General features: G+C 44.5%; 15 protein-coding genes and 2 tRNA genes. 10 read left to right on the forward strand and 7 right to left on the reverse strand.

Features of this window, described 5'->3' with window-relative positions:
• Positions 1–130: 130 nt before the first annotated feature.
• Both FTV08_RS04900 and FTV08_RS04905 read right to left on the reverse strand, forming a co-directional pair.
• Positions 131–1,018, reverse strand: coding sequence for an SDR family NAD(P)-dependent oxidoreductase (locus FTV08_RS04900; RefSeq protein WP_004644933.1), 888 nt, complete (start codon positions 1,016–1,018; stop codon positions 131–133).
• 295 nt (positions 1,019–1,313) lie between these two features.
• On the reverse strand, positions 1,314–2,591 hold the full coding sequence (locus FTV08_RS04905; protein ID WP_086044375.1) for an O-acetylhomoserine aminocarboxypropyltransferase/cysteine synthase family protein: 1,278 nt from the start codon (positions 2,589–2,591) through the stop codon (positions 1,314–1,316).
• A 308-nt stretch (positions 2,592–2,899) separates the two neighbouring features.
• On the opposite strand from FTV08_RS04905, the gene ettA reads away from it, so the two are divergent.
• Positions 2,900–4,561, forward strand: a complete 1,662-nt coding sequence (ettA, locus tag FTV08_RS04910; protein WP_005263915.1) for an energy-dependent translational throttle protein EttA — start codon at positions 2,900–2,902, stop codon at positions 4,559–4,561.
• A 77-nt stretch (positions 4,562–4,638) separates the two neighbouring features.
• Here ettA and FTV08_RS04915 read toward each other — a convergent pair whose 3' ends face one another.
• From FTV08_RS04915 to FTV08_RS04935, 5 genes are all read right to left on the reverse strand, one after another.
• On the reverse strand, positions 4,639–4,980 hold the full coding sequence (locus FTV08_RS04915; RefSeq protein WP_004281123.1) for a membrane protein: 342 nt from the start codon (positions 4,978–4,980) through the stop codon (positions 4,639–4,641).
• A 157-nt stretch (positions 4,981–5,137) separates the two neighbouring features.
• Positions 5,138–5,213 (reverse strand) — tRNA-Glu (locus FTV08_RS04920).
• A gap of 38 nt (positions 5,214–5,251) precedes the next feature.
• A tRNA-Ala gene (locus tag FTV08_RS04925) sits at positions 5,252–5,327 on the reverse strand.
• Between the two features lie 57 nt (positions 5,328–5,384).
• On the reverse strand, positions 5,385–6,893 hold the full coding sequence (gltX, locus tag FTV08_RS04930; RefSeq protein WP_180086798.1) for a glutamate--tRNA ligase: 1,509 nt from the start codon (positions 6,891–6,893) through the stop codon (positions 5,385–5,387).
• Positions 6,894–7,020: 127 nt separating this feature from the next.
• Positions 7,021–7,323, reverse strand: a complete 303-nt coding sequence (locus FTV08_RS04935) for a hypothetical protein (RefSeq protein WP_004281126.1) — start codon at positions 7,321–7,323, stop codon at positions 7,021–7,023.
• Positions 7,324–7,716: 393 nt separating this feature from the next.
• On the opposite strand from FTV08_RS04935, the gene FTV08_RS04940 reads away from it, so the two are divergent.
• The 9 genes from FTV08_RS04940 to FTV08_RS04980 all read left to right on the forward strand — a co-directional run bounded on the left by FTV08_RS04940 (position 7,717) and on the right by FTV08_RS04980 (position 18,158).
• Positions 7,717–8,718 carry a sulfate ABC transporter substrate-binding protein gene (locus FTV08_RS04940; protein WP_180086799.1) on the forward strand — a complete coding sequence of 334 codons (1,002 nt, stop codon included), beginning with the start codon at positions 7,717–7,719 and terminating at the stop codon, positions 8,716–8,718.
• 244 nt (positions 8,719–8,962) lie between these two features.
• Positions 8,963–9,982, forward strand: a complete 1,020-nt coding sequence (locus FTV08_RS04945) for a sulfate ABC transporter substrate-binding protein (protein WP_180086800.1) — start codon at positions 8,963–8,965, stop codon at positions 9,980–9,982.
• 184 nt (positions 9,983–10,166) lie between these two features.
• Entirely contained in the window at positions 10,167–11,078 is a 912-nt protein-coding gene (gene rsmH / locus FTV08_RS04950; RefSeq protein WP_004281129.1) for a 16S rRNA (cytosine(1402)-N(4))-methyltransferase RsmH, read from the forward strand.
• Positions 11,079–11,154: 76 nt separating this feature from the next.
• Positions 11,155–11,421 (forward strand): cell division protein FtsL, encoded by a 267-nt coding sequence (gene ftsL, locus FTV08_RS04955; RefSeq protein ID WP_370940785.1) that lies wholly within the window; start codon positions 11,155–11,157, stop codon positions 11,419–11,421.
• 15 nt (positions 11,422–11,436) lie between these two features.
• Positions 11,437–13,260 (forward strand): penicillin-binding protein PBP3, encoded by a 1,824-nt coding sequence (ftsI, locus tag FTV08_RS04960; RefSeq protein ID WP_180086801.1) that lies wholly within the window; start codon positions 11,437–11,439, stop codon positions 13,258–13,260.
• An 11-nt stretch (positions 13,261–13,271) separates the two neighbouring features.
• On the forward strand, positions 13,272–14,768 hold the full coding sequence (locus FTV08_RS04965) for a UDP-N-acetylmuramoyl-L-alanyl-D-glutamate--2,6-diaminopimelate ligase (protein ID WP_180086802.1): 1,497 nt from the start codon (positions 13,272–13,274) through the stop codon (positions 14,766–14,768).
• A gap of 9 nt (positions 14,769–14,777) precedes the next feature.
• Positions 14,778–16,181 carry a UDP-N-acetylmuramoyl-tripeptide--D-alanyl-D-alanine ligase gene (murF, locus tag FTV08_RS04970; protein WP_180086803.1) on the forward strand — a complete coding sequence of 468 codons (1,404 nt, stop codon included), beginning with the start codon at positions 14,778–14,780 and terminating at the stop codon, positions 16,179–16,181.
• Positions 16,182–17,300: a phospho-N-acetylmuramoyl-pentapeptide-transferase gene (mraY, locus tag FTV08_RS04975; protein WP_004644946.1), complete on the forward strand. Its 1,119-nt coding sequence runs from the start codon at positions 16,182–16,184 to the stop codon at positions 17,298–17,300.
• A gap of 54 nt (positions 17,301–17,354) precedes the next feature.
• Entirely contained in the window at positions 17,355–18,158 is an 804-nt protein-coding gene (locus tag FTV08_RS04980; protein ID WP_005265527.1) for a putative RNA methyltransferase, read from the forward strand.
• Positions 18,159–18,201 lie beyond the last annotated feature (43 nt).

Raw genomic sequence — 18,201 nt, forward strand, 5'->3', positions numbered from 1 at the left:
TGTTGATCGGGACAGGCTGTGTCGTGGTTTTTTAAATCAGTCCACTTTATTCCAGATCTTGCAAAACTGAGACATAGAAAAGCCGCCCTGTCGGCGGCTCGTATTTCCATTAAATTATCCGTAGGAACAATTACCAGTGTTCGCCCGGGAACAGACGTGCATATGCTTTTTGCACCAAGTTTAATTTTTGTGGTTGGCCCACAGATGCAGTTGAACTTGGGAACAGGTTATAACCAATCGACATCAAGACATTGTTGATATCCGGTGCAATTGAATAGGTAATGGAAGCCAGGCGGCCCAAACCGGTCGCCACTTTTTTCGGACGTTTGACAATTGCATAGGCAATCAGGTCAGCCGCCTGTTCCGGAGAAAGCGTTGGGACATATTTATAAATTTTAGTTGGCGCAATCATTGGAGTGCGCACCAAAGGCATATAGATCGATGTGATTGCGATTTTATGCGAATGCACTTCTGCAGACAGGCAGCGGCTAAAGGCATCCAGCGCAGCTTTTGAAGCGACATAGGCTGAAAAACGGGTGGCATTGGCCAGTACGCCAATCGAACTGATGTTAATAATATGACCCGCGCGACGAATCATCATTTGCGGCAGGATATTCATCACCAGACGCACGGCGCCAAAATAGTTCAGCTGCATGGTCCGTTCAAAATCATGAAAACGATCTACTGACTCGTGTACCGCACGGCGAATCGAACGTCCTGCATTATTGATCAGAATATCAATATGATCGACTGAGGCAATAATCTGTTTGGAAACTTCATCAATCGCTTCCATATTGTTTAAATCACATGGAAAGATTGAGGCTTTGCCGCCTTTGGCTTCAATTTCTGATTTTACTTGTTCTAGGGTTTCCTGAGTACGGGCCACCAGTAAAACATGGGCACCTGCATCAGCCAGTTGATGTGCTGTCGTTAAACCAATACCGCTGGATGCACCGGTAATCAGGACGGTTTTACCTGCAACACGTTTTTCCAGTTGTTTGTGTAGTCTAGTTTTCACGTTTGTTATCCCTAATTTGAAGTCAGCGTTCAAATTATTTTTATTAAAGGTCTATGGCGCTCTAACAGAAGATGAGAGCGAAGGTGAGTCCAGATATGATAACCAATTCTTCAGGAAAATCTATAAATTAAAGTATTGAAATTAAAATAAAAATTAGAGTAATTGCTCTATTTGTGTTCACTCTTTCATTTAACTTTTAACATGAAAATAAAAAGTAAAGCAAGTGGCTGTTTTAGAAAATAAATAAAAAAACCTCACCAAAATGATGAGGTTTCGAAGCGGCTCGGGCACCTTTTTAAACGGCCGCCAGCGCCTGTTCCAGATCGGCAATCAGGTCATCACTATGTTCAATCCCAATGGATAAACGCACCATATCCTCACTGACGCCTGCCGATTTTAACTCTTCGGCATTGAGCTGACGATGCGTAGTAGTCGCCGGATGGCAGGCCAGACTTTTAGCGTCGCCGATATTGACCAGACGGGTGAACAATTGCAGGGCATCAATAAAACGTGTGCCGCCTTCGAGACCATGTTCTACCCCAAAGGTCAGAATGGCAGAAGGTTTACCTTTCACATATTTCTGTGCCAAGGCATGCTGTGGGTGATCTTTCAGGCCGGCGTAATTGACCCATTTCACTTTAGGATGTTTTTGCAGATATTCAGCGACTTTCAGTGCATTTTCGGTATGACGTTCCATACGCAAGCTTAAAGTTTCCAGACCTTGCAGAATCAAAAACACATTCTGCGGACTGATCGCAGCGCCGGTATTACGCAGTGGCACTACACGCGCACGTGCGATATATGCTGCTTCCCCCAAAACTTCGACATAGTTCACGCCATGGTAGCTTGGATCAGGCGTATTCAGGGCAGGGAAACGTTCAGGGTATTTACCCCACGGGAATTTGCCGCTATCCACAATAATGCCGCCAATTGAATTGCCATGACCACCGATATATTTGGTCAGGGAATGCACCACAATATCCGCACCAAAGTCGAAAGATTTTTGTAGTACTGGGGTGGCAACGGTATTGTCGACAATCACCGGTACGCCATATTCATGTGCAATTTTAGCAATGGCTTCCAAATCAATAATATTACCCAGCGGGTTACCAATCGATTCCACAAAAACCAGTTTGGTTTTTTCATCAATCAAGTCATGCAGACTTTCCGGTTGTTCATAATCAAAGAAACGGACTTCAATACCCTGTTTGGGCAGGGTGTGCGCAAAAAGATTATAGGTACCTCCGTAAAGCGTTGACACAGAAGCAATGTTGTCACCCGCTTCCGCAATGGTCTGAATCGCATAAGTAATCGCAGCCATGCCAGAGGCCAAAGCCAGCGCGCCAATTCCACCTTCCAGTGCTGCGACACGTTGTTCCAGAACCGCAGTGGTCGGGTTCATAATTCGGGTATAGATATTGCCCTGAACCTTTAAATCAAAGAGATCGGCCCCATGTTGAGTATTGTCAAAGGCATAAGACGTGGTTTGGTAAATCGGCACTGCCACAGCTTTGGTGGTTGCTTCTGGGGTATAACCTGCATGAATCGCAAGGGTTTCTGCTTTATAACTCATTCTGTTTGATCTTCTTGTTTAAGTTTATGGCTTGAGTGTAGCATTTTCACATATGAGTAAAAGTGCAATTTTATTGAAATAAATATATGAAATATTCATATATCGACCTGGATTTGAGTCGTTTATTTTACTGAAAACAACTGTTTAAAAAAACATCATCAATAAACTTGTAACAATGCATTGAAGTTCATGGCAATGGCTTATGTTTTCGCAGCTTTCTGCGTATAATAGCCGATTATTTTTTCGCTCATTTTTGAGCTGGGGTGGTTGTTTTAACCCCATTTGGTTTTTCAGTTGAGGAGTCCTACGTGGCCCAATATATTTACACGATGAACCGAGTGTCGAAGATGGTTCCGCCTAAGCGCGAAATCCTGAAAGACATCTCCTTATCATTTTTCCCAGGCGCTAAAATTGGTGTGCTTGGTTTAAACGGTGCAGGTAAATCTACCTTGCTTCGTATTATGGCGGGCGTAGATAAAGATTTCTCTGGTGAAGCACGTGCGCAACCGGGTATAAAAATCGGTTATCTTGAGCAAGAACCACCTTTAGATGAAACTAAAGACGTTCGTGGTAACGTCGAAGATGGTTTACGTGAACCGCTTGATGCCTTGGCACGTCTGGATGAAGTCTTTGCTGAATATGCAGCAGAAGATGCGGATTTCGATGCACTTGCGAAAGAGCAAGAGAAGCTTGAAGCGATTATCCAGACTTGGGATGCGCATAACCTTGCGAACCAGATGGATCAAGCAGCTGCAGCATTGAACTTGCCTGCTTGGGATGCAGATGTATCTAAGCTTTCAGGTGGTGAACGTCGTCGTGTGGCGCTGTGCCGATTACTTCTGTCTAAACCAGATATGTTACTTCTAGACGAACCAACGAACCATTTAGATGCTTCATCTGTATCTTGGTTGGAACGTTTCTTGAAAGACTTCCCGGGTACCATCGTCGCTATTACGCATGACCGTTACTTCTTGGATAACGTTGCTGAATGGATTCTGGAGCTTGACCGTGGTATGGGCATTCCGTATCAAGGTAACTACTCTTCTTGGCTTGAGCAGAAAAATGCCCGTTTAGAGCAAGAGAACAAGCAGGAAGAATCTTTTGCTAAAGCATTGAAAAAAGAACTTGAATGGGTTCGTTCTAATGCCAAAGGTCAGCAAAAGAAAAACAAAGCGCGTATGGAGCGTTTTGAAGAGCTTAACTCGCGCGAATTCCAGCAACGTAACGAAACTTCTGAAATCTACATTCCACCTGGCCCACGTCTGGGCAACAAGGTTGTAGAAGTTGAAGGCATCAGTAAATCGTTTGGTGATCGCTTACTGTACAAAGATTTAACGTTCACAGTACCACCTGCTGCAATTGTGGGTATCGTGGGTGAGAACGGTGCGGGTAAAACCACGCTATTCCGTATGATGACTGGCGAACAGCAACCAGATACCGGTACGGTAACGCTGGGTGAATCGGTTAAAGTGGCTTATGTCGGTCAGATCCGTGACACCTTAGATAACAACAAAACCGTTTGGGAAGAAGTTTCTGGCGGTTTAGATATCTTGAAGATTGGTGATTACGAAATTGCATCTCGTGCGTATATCGGTCGCTTTAACTTTAAAGGTCAGGATCAGCAAAAGCGTGTAGGTCAATTATCAGGTGGTGAGCGTAACCGTTTACAACTTGCGAAAATCCTGCAAATGGGCGCAAACGTGATTTTGCTGGATGAACCATCGAACGACTTGGACATCGAAACCTTGCGTGCACTTGAGGATGCCATTTTGGTATTCCCAGGTACTGTGATGGTGATCTCGCATGACCGTTGGTTCCTAGACCGTATTGCAACGCACATCTTGTCATTCGAAGGTGAAACCCCTGAATTCTTCACTGGTAACTATGCTGAGTTTGAAGAATATCGCCGTAAGCGAGATGGTGATGATCTTGTAGCCAAGCGTCAAAAATATCGCAAAATCGGTGTTTAATCATCTCCGACTTTTGTAAATAAAAAAACCAGCCTCAGGGCTGGTTTTTTTATGTTTATTATATGGTGGAGGGTAAATTAGATTTCCCACTCATGATTACATTCACGGCATTTCCATTTCTTTTGTGTTTGCATGAATGCCTGCATTGAAATTTTAAAATCAGGTAGATCTTTATAGAACATAAAACCTGCGATCAAAGAAAGAATAAAGACGATCACAGTCGCAGTCTGTAAAGTGGTACCTGCACCATCGCCAAAAATCCACATCGCGATGCTAATAATGACCAGTAATAATAACAGGAACAGGGCAGGGACCAGAAACATTAAGCTTTTAGGAACCACTGGACGTGGAGCTGCTTGACCTGGCTGGGCCACTGGCATGATTTTCGGGCTTTGACACTTAGGGCAACGATATTGCATTACAACTCCAAAATTCTAAATTACTGATTATTTTATCGGAAGATGCGAAGAAACCGAAATATTGCCCAACATAAAATATACAGGCAATAAAAAACCCAAGTCGCAATGCTTGGGTTTTTTATAAGATGACAACAATATATTATGGTCATCTTGAATATGGCGTCCCTACGGGGATTCGAACCCCGGTTACCGCCGTGAAAGGGCGATGTCCTAGGCCTCTAGACGATAGGGACAATTGAGGCAAATAACACAGCTAAAGCAAGACTTGATTTGGTGGAGTCAAGGAGGATCGAACTCCTGACCTCTACAATGCCATTGTAGCGCTCTACCAACTGAGCTATGACCCCAGTCTGTGTGAGCGCTATATTAGGGATATCGCGCTCACACGTCAACACAAAAATTAATTAAGCTTGATCAACTGCTTCATTTTTCGGCAACTTTAAGCTTTCATTAAGTTTTTCCCAGGCTTTCAGCTCTTTTTTGCTTGGACCACCGACAATTTCCAGCGCATGACGTAAACGTGCAAAGGTTAAATCAGGACCAATGGTCACCATCGTTTGCATTACTGGTGTAGACGCAGTCGAACCGGCAATGGCAATAAAGAACGCAGGCATGAAATCACGTAACTTGATTTCCATTTGCGTCGCCAGATCCATCAAGGTCTGGCTAACCGTGTCGTTATTCCAGGTGAACAGGCTTTCTAAACGCCAAATTGCGAATTGAAGACTTTGACGTACCTGTTCATCCGACAGTTTCTTGCTTTCAAACTGTTCTTTAGACAGAGTCGGGAAGTGGTTAAAATAATGTGCCGACCAGTTCACCGCTTCAGACAGCAGGTTAATACGCGGTTGAATCGCAGCTGCAATTTCTTCTAACTTGGCACGATCCGCTTTCCAGGCCAATAAGGTATCTAGAAGTTCAGCCGGGCTGAGTGCCTTGATCCATTGACCATTTAACCAGTTTAATTTCTCGACATCAAAGATCGGACCACCGAGTGATACACGTTTGATATCAAAATGTTCAATCATTTCAGCCAGAGTGAATTTTTCACTTTCATCTGGCATTGACCAGCCCATGCGACCCAAGTAGTTCAACAAGGCTTCAGGCAATACACCGATGTCTCTATAGTAGTTAATTGAAGTCGGGTTTTTACGTTTAGATAGCTTAGATTTATCCGGGTTACGCAGTAGTGGCATGTGGCAGAGTACCGGCATTTCCCAACCGAAATATTGATACAGCAACTGATGTTTCGGAGCAGATGGAATCCATTCTTCACCACGAATTACGTGGGTGATTTGCATCAAATGATCATCTACTACGTTAGCTAGGTGATAAGTCGGCAGCCCATCGGTTTTTAGTAGAATTTGCATATCTACTTGCGCCCAAGGAATCTCGACCTCACCGCGTAGCATGTCATTGAATTTACATACGCCTTCAGTTGGCACTTTCATACGAATGACATGCGCTTCACCAGCAGCCAAACGACGCTCCACTTCTTCTTCAGAAAGATTTAGACCACGACCGTCATAACGTGGTGACTCACCACGTGCCTGCTGTTCTGCACGCATTTGATCCAGTTCTTCTGCAGTTGCGAAACAGTAGAAGGCATGACCTTTCTCTACCAGTTCCAAGGCATAATTTTTATAGATATCCATACGTTCTGACTGGCGGTACGGCGCATGCGGGCCACCGACATCAGGACCTTCAGACCAGTTCAGACCCAGCCAGCGCAATGAATCCAGGATCATTTTTTCAGATTCAGGCGTTGAGCGCAGTTGGTCAGTATCTTCAATACGAAGAATGAATTCACCGCCATGCTGTTTAGCAAAACATAAGTTAAACAAGGCGATATAGGCAGTACCTACATGCGGAAAACCAGTAGGAGAAGGTGCAATACGAGTACGAACAGTCATAGCCGGATCTAATCTTAGATATAAAATTGCAGCTATTATAGCGAAAAAGCCACATCACTTAATGCTTTATTCAACATTGAATGATGTGGCTTTTAAATCCGGGAATATTCAGCGCTGTTGAGGCTGATTAAGAATGAGCGCTCGAAAAAATACTTTGGACAAAGCGGGTGAAGCGGTAATTCTGTTCTGCAAAGAAATTTTGCGAAGGTGCGACTTTAAATGCAGTCAAGACTTTTAGATTATCTTCTGTTTGAAGTGTTTTTTCAGTTTTTTGTTGCTGAATCGCTTTTTCAATCGGCGAAGTCTTGCTTTCAACAGTGCTTACTGTAGGCTTCGGCAAATCTGTCTTCACAACAACAGCATGACCGAGTTGAATCGAGAACAACATAATCAGGCTTAGGATGCTGGCTGTGAATAATGTAAATTTCATATCCAAACTTCCTCCTTACTTCTGGTTGGTTTTATTTTGTTAAAAATGTTTTTTTAATACTCTGTCTACAATTTAATCACAGTTGATCATAAAGAAGTAGAACCAAGTCACATTTTTTACAAAAGAAATAATATAACTCTGTGGAAAATTACCAAAAATCGTAATTTCCTGTTTTGGTGGCCTATTTTTAACAGACAACTGTGAAGAGAACGTGAAGAACTGTCTTATATTGTAGCAGAAGATTACTTTTCTATCAGAATATGTATCCGAATTTAATTGTTAGAAGATATCTCAAAATCAGAAATAGATTGTAGAAATTATTATAAGTATATGATTGTTATGTTTATTTTTGATTTGTATAGTGCAGGTCATATAAACAATGAGTTACATCAGATGAAAAAAATAATAGCATCCGCAATCTTGACAATTTTAGTGGGAACAGCAGTACAGAATTCCCTTGCCAAAGATTTCCTGAATGTCTCTTATGATCCGACCCGTGAATTTTATCAGGAATATAATGAAGAATTTGGCAAATTTTGGAAGCAGAAAACCGGACAAACGGTTAATTTTAAACAGTCGCATGGTGGTTCAGGCAAGCAGGCGCGCTCAGTGGTCGATGGTTTGCAGGCCGATGTCGTAACCTTGGCCTTGGCCAATGATATTGAAGAAATCGTCAATGCAGGTTTAATCGAGAAAGGTTGGCAAAAAGAGTTTCCGAGTAATTCGGCACCTTATACGTCTACGATTGTATTCTTGGTGCGTAAAGGGAATCCAAAGCAAATCAAAGACTGGAATGATCTGACCAAAGCGGGTGTAGATATTATTACCCCAAACCCGAAAACCGGTGGCGCGCCGCGTTGGATCTATCTTTCTGCTTGGGGTTATGCACTGAAACAGCCCGGCGGTAATGATGCGAAAGCCAAAGAGCTGGTGAAAAAACTTTATCAAAATGTCAAAGTGCTCGACTCTGGTGCCCGTGGTTCACTGACGACGTTTGCCGAGCGCGGTATTGGGGATGTGCTTTTATCCTGGGAAAATGAAGCCTTGCTGGCGACCCAAGGTCTGGGTAAAGACAAGTACGATATCGTTTATCCATCGATTTCAATTCTGGCCGAGCCATCGGTAGCGATTGTCGATAAAAACGTGAATAAAAATGGTACTACCCATCTGGCAAAAGGCTATTTGAACTATTTATATTCACCAAAAGGGCAGGAGCTTGCTGCGAAATATTTCTTCCGCCCGCGGGATGCCAAAGTCGCTGCCAAATATTCGGTTCAGTTCCCGAAAATCCAGACCTTCACTATTGATAAAGTCTTTGGTGGTTGGGCCAAAGCGCAAAAAACACACTTTGTGAATGGGGCGATTTATGACCAGATTTACAATGAAAAAAGATAAGTAAGCGGTAGTCTAAATAAAATAAAGAAAATGGCTAAAGTGTTATCCATTTTCTTTATATCTAATGCATAAAATTCTATATATTAGATATAAGTAGAATAATAAATAGTATTTTTCTTTTAAAAACAGAATATTAATACAGAAAAACCTTTCATTTTATCGTGTTGTGATGTTGTAGGGTGAATTGCGATAAATGATTTTATTTCATATAGTTATATCTAATGAAGATAAACTCTGTGCTGCCATGAAAATTCAATTAAAATCGTTATTTAGTGCTGCCTTATTGGCGACTGGTTTAGGCATGACCGCGACTGCTTCACAAGCAGCAGACCGTCAGTTTCTGAATGTATCCTATGATGCCACGCGTGAATTCTATGATGAATTTAACAAATCATTTGGGGCTTACTGGAAAAACCGCACCGGCCTGGATGTGAATTTCAAGCAGTCACATGGCGGTTCGGGCAAACAGGCACGTTCTGTGGTCGATGGCCTGAAAGGTGATGTGGTGACTTTGGCGCTGGCCAATGACATCGAAGAAATTGTGAAATCTGGTCAGATTCAGCCAGGCTGGCAAAAGGAATTCCCACACAACTCCGCACCTTATACCTCGACGATCGTATTCATGGTACGTAAAGGCAATCCGAAAGGCATCAAGGACTGGAATGACTTAACCAAACCAGGCGTGCAAATTATTACGCCTAACCCGAAAACGGGCGGTTTGCCGCGTTGGGTGTATCTGTCTGCATGGGGTTATGCCGAGAAACAGCCAGGTGGTAATAAAGCCAAAGCACAGGACTTTGTCGGCAAGCTTTATAAGAACGTGAAAGTGATGGATTCTGCTGCACGTGCTTCAATGACCACCTTTGCCGAGCGTGGGATTGGCGATGTATTGCTGACTTGGGAAAATGAAGCCTTGGTCACGCAAAAAACCTTGGGTAAAAACAAGTTTGATATCGTTTATCCATCGATTACGATTTTGACTGAACCGTCAGTGGCGATTGTGGATCGTACCGTGGAGAAAAATGGCAATAAATGGTTAGCAACAGGTTATATCAATTACCTGTATTCACCGTTGGGTCAGGAAATGGCGGCTAAGCATTTCTATCGTCCACGTAATGAAAAAGTATTAGCTAAATATTCGGCACAGTTCCCGAAAATTAAAACCTTTACCATTGATAAAGTCTTTGGTGGTTGGGCCAATGCACAGAAAACCCATTTTGTGAATGGTGCAATTTTCGACCAGATTTATAACAGCAAACGTTAATTGATCTGCCAAGTCATCTGGATTGAAAAAAGCCTCCAAAACCGGAGGCTTTCTTGTATTAGAAAAATGCTAAAACGGTTTTCTCTATGGAAAGTAATATTTATCTACAAAAAGTCGTTTGGAGCTTTGCCTAAACAGGGTGATAATGTGCAGTTAAATTTTTCCCCCTATTGATTGAGTTTTTATGTCACATATTTCTGTATTACTTCACGAAACGATTGATGCCTTGTTGGCGGGTCGCAATACGGGAACTTATGTGGATGGTACCTTTGGCCGTGGTGGGCATACGCGTTTATTACTGTCCAAATTAGATGAAAATGCACGCGTCTATGCCTTTGATAAAGATCCGCAAGCACTGGCTGTAGCGGCTGAACTCGAACAAGAAGATTCACGTTTTAAAATTATTCATGCTAGCTTTGCTGATCTGAAAGATGCCTTGGCTGAACTGGGCATTGAACACGTCGATGGGGTGATGGCGGATCTTGGTGTTTCTTCACCGCAGCTGGATCAGGCTGAACGTGGTTTCAGTTTTATGAAAGATGGCCCGCTGGATATGCGCATGGATAACTCGCAAGGTCCAACCGCAGCAGAATGGCTGACCCAGATTGAAGAAGAAGCGCTGGCGAATATCATTTTTAAATATGGTGAAGAGCGTTATAGTCGCCGTATTGCCAAAGCGATTAAAGCTGCTGGATATATTGATACCACGGCAAAGCTGGCTGAGATTGTAAAAGTAGCACACCCGAAATGGGAAAAAAATAAGCATGCTGCGACCCGTACTTTCCAGGCGATTCGTATTGCTATTAATAAGGAATTAGAAGATATTGAAATCTTCTTGCCTCAGGCCGTTGAAATCTTGAAACCTGAAGCACGTTTGGCGGTGATTAGCTTCCATTCACTGGAAGACCGTTTGATTAAACAATTTATTCAAAAAGAGTCAACGCTTGAAGAGGATTCAGGCTGGGGAATGCCACAACAACAGAAAGATACGCGACGTTTAAAGAAAGTTTCTCGTGTTAAAGCCAGTGATGAGGAGGTTAAAGCCAATCCTCGTTCGCGTAGCGCATGGCTCCGGGTAGCAGAACGTTTAGCTTAATAGGCAGATCATGAAAACGGAAGTGGTTGATAAAAAAACAGAAAAATTGTGGCTGAAAAAAGTTACAATCTATCTCATGCTGATACTGATGGTCTTCATCAGTGCAGTATTTGTGGTATTTCAGGTATTTGAATACCGTCAGGACAACAGAAAGCTGAGTACCTATCTGCGTGAAAGGGATGACCTGAATGCAGAGTGGGGGCGTTTGCTGATTGAGCAGCAAACTTTCGGCGCGACGGCACAGATCGGTACGCGTGCAGTGACACAGCTGCGTATGTATTCACCTCCGGTTTCACAAAGTGTCGTGATTTCCTTACCACAAACTTCAGATGAGAAAAAATAAGGCTAGCGTTCCGACATGGTAGACAAGAGAAAGAAGCAACCGGTACGTAAAAAACAATCGGTCACCGACAAAAATGCCTCAAATGTTTATATCAATCGTTTTTACATCATGTGGGCGGTGGTGCTGCTGTGTTTTGTGACACTGATTTGCCGTGCTTTCTATGTACAGATTATTAATAAAGATTTTTTGCAAAATAAAGCCAATGCCAATATTTTAAGAACCAATACCATCAAGGCGATGCGTGGCGTGATTTATGATCGTAATGGCATTCCATTGGCGATCAGTACTCCGATCATGAAAATTGTGATTGATCCACGTGATTATTTTGACAATAAAAAACTCTATGACGAGACCATGCTGGCGCTGGAAAAAGAACCGAATAGCCGCAAGCTCAAACGTCAGTTACCCGATAAAAACCTGAATCTGGATGAGCTGGCTGATGCAGTCGGTATGGATCGGGCAGAACTGCGCAAAAAAATGGAAGAACGTCCGCGTTCACGTTATCTGATCCTGAAAAAAGAAGTTCCGCCACAACAGGCCGAACTGATCATGAAACGTAATTTTCAGGGCGTATATACCGAGAAAAACTATAAACGTTATTATCCGCAGCCGCAGCCAAACTCTCAGATTATTGGCTTGACCAATAGCGAAGGCAGCGGCATTGAAGGTCTGGAAATGCAGCTGAATAGCCGTCTTTCCGGAAAGGATGGCGAGCAGCAGATCATTCGCGATAAAAAAGGCAACCGGGTCAAAGAACCTGAAGTGATTAAAGAAGTTGAGCCGGGCGAAAATATTACCCTGAGTATTGACTCACGTCTGCAATATATTATGTACCGTGAGCTGACGGCTGCGGGTGTGGCCAATAATGCCCGTTCAGCCACTGCGATTGCAGTCGATGTGAAAACTGGGGAAATTCTGGCGCTGTCATCATGGCCATCCTATAACCCGAATGATAAAAACAGCCTGCTCAACAAGGATGCCATGCGTAACCGCGGTGCAGTCGATTCTTTCGAGCCGGGTTCGACCATGAAGCCGCTGACAGTCGCGATGGCCTTGGAAAGTGGTAAATATACGGCGAATTCAGTCGTCAATACTACTCCCGGTAGTATGCGGGTCGGAAATCACACCATTCGCGATACGCATAATTATGGCCAATTAACGCTGGGTGGCATCATCCAGAAATCCTCTAACGTCGGTGTGGCCAAACTGGCCTTGTCGCTGCCTTATGAAACCTTGCCGACCTTCTATAAGCGTCTGGGTTTTGGGCAGCGTTCAGCGGTGAAATTTCCAGGTGAAAGTGCTGGTCTGATCCTGCCGCCGAGCAAATGGAATGTATCTGAAGTCGCGACTATGTCCTATGGTTATGGTCTGAACGCAACGGTGCTACAGCTGGCCGATGCCTATGCCATGCTGGCCAATAAAGGCGTGAAAATACCGTTAAGCCTGTACAAGCTGGAAGAACAGCCACAGGGTGAGCAGATGATTGATGCCAAGATTGCCGATCAGGTCTTGCTGATGATGGAAACTGCAACCTTGCCAGGTGGTACGGCGACTCGCGCTACCATCCCAGGTTATCGCGTAGCCGGTAAAACCGGTACTGCACATAAATTGCGTGCCGACCGTAAAGGTTATTCGACCAATGAATACCGTGCATTATTTGCCGGCGTGGCACCAGTCAGTGATCCACGGATCGCCATGGTGGTGGTGGTAGAAAATCCACAAGGCACCTACTATGGCGGTACGGTATCTGCACCGGTCTTTGCCCGTGTGATGCAGGAATCCTTGCGTCTGCTGAATGTCCCTCTGGATAAACCTTTAGAACCTCCCAAAGTCCAGTAAATAGGTGATCAATGTCTATTACATTTCAAGATCTCTACACCCCTCACGATGTCGCTGACTGGATGAAGCAATCCTTTCAGGGCTTCGAGCTGGATAGTCGTAAAGTTAAACTGGGACAAATTTTTATTGCCCTGACCAGTCTGTCACAACCGGAAAAAACTGCTCAATTTGCCCAGAAAGCTTTGGATCAGGGTGCATTGGCTGTGATTTCAGAAACTGAACTGGATGTATCTCCAAATTTGGTGGTAGCAGATGTACGTCATCTGATGGGACAATGGCAAAAGCAGTATTTGCAAGCGACTCAACCTGTTCAAGCTGCTCGAATTCTGGCAGTTACCGGCACCAATGGTAAAACCACGATTTCTCGCTTGGTGGCTGAATTCATCATGCTGCAAGGTAAAGCCTGTGCAGTGATGGGTACCACAGGTAACGGGATTTTACCAAATCTGGAAGCATCTTCGCACACCACTCTGGATGCCTTGCAACTGCAAAATGCCTTGCATGGCTATGCGCAGGCTGGTGCGGAATTTGCCTCGATTGAAGCCAGCTCACATGGTCTGGAACAAGGTCGCTTGAATGGTTGTGATATCGAGATTGCGGGTTACAGCAATTTGAGTCGTGACCATCTGGATTATCACGGAACACTGCAAGCTTATGCGGAAGCGAAATCGGATTTATTCCGGTTTGAATCTTTAAAAGTCGCTGTCATCAATATCGATGATGAGCATGCACAGATCATGCTGGATGCTGCGAAAAATAATCCGGCACAGCCTAAAATTTTGACTTATTCCACCAAGCAAAAAGCGGATTATCAGGTTCAGGATATTCAGTACAGCATTTCAGGTGCGAACTTTAAACTAGAAACTGCTTCTGCTGAATATGTGGTTAACAGTCCATTACTGGGTCATTTCAATATTGAAAATCTGGTCGCCAGTCTGATCATGGCGGAGCAGGCTGGTTTTGACCTGAACAATTTGATTGCAACTGTACCACAGCTTAAAGGTGCGCCAGGTCGCATGCAGGTGCTACGTGATGGTGAGCGCCTGTTTGTGGTGGATTATGCGCATACCCCGGATGCTTTGACCCAGGTTTTGGTGACCTTGAAACGTCATGTTTCACAAAATCTCTGGACTGTTTTCGGCTGTGGCGGTGATCGTGACCGTGGTAAACGTCCACTGATGACTCAGGCTGCTTTAGACGGTTCAGATATCGCAGTACTCACTTCTGATAATCCACGGACCGAAGATCCGGCACAAATTTTTGCTGATATGAAAAATGGCATCGATTTTTCCGGCAAAACCTATCATGAAATTCATGACCGTCGTGAAGCGATCAAGTTTGCGGTTAAACACGCACAGGCGGGTGATATTGTGGTGATTGCAGGAAAAGGGCACGAAAATTATCAGGAAATTGATGGTGTACGTCACTGGTTTGATGACGTGGTCGAAGTGCAAGCTGCGATTGATGCCCAGCATTGCAAAACAGATTCAGCCTATTCAGCGCATTAGGATTCAGATATGCATACCTCAACAACAAGTACTGCGGCGCTGGAGCCGTGGAGCATAGAACAATTACAGCAGGCTACCCAAAGCTACTGGCTGAATGATAAAAAGCCTGCAGGTCAGATCAAGCGGATTTTGACTGATTCACGTGATGCAGAAGCAGGTGATGCTTTTCTGGCGCTGAAAGGCGAGCGTTTTGACGCGCATGACTTTATTGCGCAAGTGGCGGCTCAAGGTTGTGAAATTGCCATTGTCAGCCGTCCGGTGGATGCTGATATTTGCCAGTTGGTGGTGGAAGATACCCGTTTGGCACTTGGACAGTTAGGTGCTTATCGCCGTCAGCAGAATCCTCAACTCAAAGTCATTGCCTTGACCGGCAGTAGTGGCAAGACCACGACTAAAGAAATGCTGGGAAGCATTCTGTCGCGTCTGGCACCGACCTTGGTGACACGTGGTAATTTGAATAATGACCTTGGTGTGCCGGTAATGTTGCTGGAGCTACGTCCTGAACATCAATATGCAGTCATGGAGCTCGGTGCAAGTCATCAGGGTGAAATTGATTACACTTCAAAAATGGTGCAGCCGCATGTGGCGGGGATCATTAATATCGGGACTGCGCATTTAGGTGAATTTGGCGGTCGTGACGGGATTTGCCGCGCGAAATCCGAGATTTATGCGCATATCTCTGAAACCTCAATTATTCCTGCTGCAGATGATTTTGCTGAAGTCATTCGTGCCGCAGTAAGAACTGAAAAAAGCTTAAGTTTTGGTGCTGGTGGTGAAGTCTATGCCAGCGATGTAGTAATTGAAGCTCAATCTTCAAGCTTTACCCTGAATACAGCACAAGGCTCCAAAACAGTTCAGTTGCCGTTTGCCGGTGAGCATAATGTTGAAAATGCGACCGCAGCAGCAGCTTTTGCCCTGGCGATCGGTATTGGTCTGGATGATATCGTGGCCGGTCTGGAACAGGCCGTGGGTGCGAAAGGTCGTCTGAACTTTATTCCGTACAAAGACTATTTATTTATTGACGACACCTACAATGCCAATCCGGGTTCGATGCGTGCAGCGGCTGAAGTTCTGGCGCAGCAGCAGGGCATCCGGGTGATGGTCACCGGCGATATTGGTGAACTCGGTTCATCTGCCGCAATCGAGCATTACAAGCTCGGTCGGGATCTGGTCTCGGTGAAAGGCATTAATTTTGTGGTGGCTGTAGGTGAATTTGCGCCTGCCGCACAAGAAGGTGCTCGTAGTACACAATATGGTAAAAAAATGCAGGCTTTCCTGAATCAGGAGCAGGCATTACCGTTTTTAATTCGTTTGATTGAAACACATCAACCTCAGCCGATGTCATTCCTGTTTAAAGGGTCGCGTTTTACCCATATGGAAACATTGATGGCTGCATTGATGGAGAAACTCTAAATGCTGTTATGGCTCTTTGAACATTTGGCGGGCTTTGACAGCACGTTTCAGGTGGTTCGTTATTTAACTTTACGTGCTTTGCTCAGTGTCTTGACGGCATTGACCATCGGTCTGGTGCTCGGTCCTGTAATGATTCGCAAGCTTCAGGCGCTGAAATATGGTCAGGCAGTCAGCTCGTATGCCCCTGAAAACCATGCTAAGAAAATGGGCACGCCGACCATGGGCGGGGTGCTGATCCTGCTTTCGATTGGTATCTCAACTCTACTCTGGGCAGATCTTTCCAATCCTTATGTCTGGATTGTGCTGGGTGTGATGGTGATTTTCGGTGCCGTTGGCTGGGCCGATGACTGGATTAAAATCCGTTATAAAGACAATGCGGGTTTGCCTGCGAAGAAAAAATTCTTCTGGACTTCAGTTGGTTCTTTGGGTGCTGGTATTGCTTTGTATGTCATTGCACAGCAACAGACCAATCCGGTGCATACCGCGAATATGCTGGATCTGCTGATTCCATTCTTTAAAGACCTAAGCATTCCATTATCGATGATCCCATTGGGCATTGGTTTTATTATCTTTACCTATTTCGTGATTAACGGTGCCTCCAATGCCGTGAACTTGACTGATGGTCTGGATGGTCTGGCAATCATGCCAATCGTGCTGGTTGCTACAGGTTTGGGCGTATTTGCCTATTTGGCCGGTGACGTGCGCTTTGCCAATTATCTGCATATTCCTTATGTAAAATATTCGTCTGAACTGGTGGTGGTCTGTGCTGCCATGATCGGAGCGGGTCTGGCTTTCCTTTGGTATAACGCCCATCCAGCCCAAGTATTTATGGGGGATGTCGGTGCTTTATCTCTCGGTGCAATGCTCGGTACGATTGCCGTCATGGTTCGTCAGGAAATCGTATTTGCGATTATGGCCGGTGTCTTTGTGGTGGAAGCGGTTTCAGTGTTCTTGCAGATTGGTTCATTAAGAATGCGCAATAAACGTGTATTCCTGATGGCACCGCTACATCATCATTATGAAAAGAAAGGCTGGCGTGAAACCCAGGTGGTGATCCGTTTCTGGATTATTACGATTATGCTGGTAGTTTTGGGTCTAATGACCTTAAAATTGCGCTAAGAAATGCATTGGAAAAAGTCGGCGCATGCCGGCTTTTTTATTTTGGAGAAAATGATGAATTTACTCATGTGCCCAGTCTGTCGCCAGCAGTTGAGCTTAAATGAAAGAACATGGCGATGTGAGAATCATCATAGTTACGATGTCGCTAAACAAGGCTATGTGAACCTGCATGTGGTTCAGCATAAGCACAGCAAAAACCCGGGAGATACGCCTGAGTCTGTGCAGGCACGTCGTGCATTTCTCAGCGCAGGTTATTATGCGCCTTTGCAACAGGCTGTCGTGGAAAAGATTCGCGAGTTGCGGATTGAGAATCTTTTAGATATTGGTTGTGGCGAAGGCTATTACACCAATGCCATGCAGGCCGAAGTGCTGCAATGCGTTGGGGTCGATATTGCCAAGAATGCGGTTCAGGTCGCAGCCAAGCTGAATAAAGAGGTGACTTGGGTCGTAGGAACTGGAGCGACTTTACCAGTATTAGATGAGTCGATTGATCTGTGTACCAGCTTATTTAGTCCAATTCCCAAACAGGAAATCCTGCGAGTCCTAAAACCAAAATCTTATTTGATGGTGGTGACACCGGCCCCACAACATTTATATGCTATGCGTGAGGCTTTATTTGAAGAAGTGAAACCACACGAGCCGCAGAAGTTTGTGGAGCAACTGCAAGATGAATTTAATCTGGTTAGTGAGCAGGTGATTGGTGCGCCAATGGTTTTGCCACAGGCTGATTTAAAAAACCTGATTGCCATGACACCCTATGCTTATAAGGCCAAGCCGGAACACCGTTTAGCACTCGAACAGCAGGATCAGTTTGAATTGCTGGCGCAATATCAGATTTATCTGTTCCAAAAGAAATAAAAAATGCATATAAAAAAGCCCTCAACTGAGGGCTTTTTTATAT

Origin of the sequence: Acinetobacter sp. YH12226 (assembly GCF_013417805.1) — a bacterium.
Lineage (GTDB): Bacteria > Pseudomonadota > Gammaproteobacteria > Pseudomonadales > Moraxellaceae > Acinetobacter.

Coding starts and splice junctions, on each gene's coding strand:
- FTV08_RS04905 (WP_086044375.1), bottom strand. CDS start 2,591: ATGAGTTATAAAGCAGAAACCCTTGCGATTCATGCAGGTTATACCCCA.
- FTV08_RS04915 (WP_004281123.1), bottom strand. CDS start 4,980: ATGCAATATCGTTGCCCTAAGTGTCAAAGCCCGAAAATCATGCCAGTG.
- gltX (WP_180086798.1), bottom strand. CDS start 6,893: ATGACTGTTCGTACTCGTATTGCACCTTCTCCTACTGGTTTTCCGCAT.
- FTV08_RS04935 (WP_004281126.1), bottom strand. CDS start 7,323: ATGAAATTTACATTATTCACAGCCAGCATCCTAAGCCTGATTATGTTG.
- FTV08_RS04940 (WP_180086799.1), top strand. CDS start 7,717: ATGAAAAAAATAATAGCATCCGCAATCTTGACAATTTTAGTGGGAACA.
- FTV08_RS04945 (WP_180086800.1), top strand. CDS start 8,963: ATGAAAATTCAATTAAAATCGTTATTTAGTGCTGCCTTATTGGCGACT.
- rsmH (WP_004281129.1), top strand. CDS start 10,167: ATGTCACATATTTCTGTATTACTTCACGAAACGATTGATGCCTTGTTG.
- ftsL (WP_370940785.1), top strand. CDS start 11,155: ATGCTGATACTGATGGTCTTCATCAGTGCAGTATTTGTGGTATTTCAG.
- ftsI (WP_180086801.1), top strand. CDS start 11,437: ATGGTAGACAAGAGAAAGAAGCAACCGGTACGTAAAAAACAATCGGTC.
- FTV08_RS04965 (WP_180086802.1), top strand. CDS start 13,272: ATGTCTATTACATTTCAAGATCTCTACACCCCTCACGATGTCGCTGAC.
- murF (WP_180086803.1), top strand. CDS start 14,778: ATGCATACCTCAACAACAAGTACTGCGGCGCTGGAGCCGTGGAGCATA.
- mraY (WP_004644946.1), top strand. CDS start 16,182: ATGCTGTTATGGCTCTTTGAACATTTGGCGGGCTTTGACAGCACGTTT.
- FTV08_RS04980 (WP_005265527.1), top strand. CDS start 17,355: ATGAATTTACTCATGTGCCCAGTCTGTCGCCAGCAGTTGAGCTTAAAT.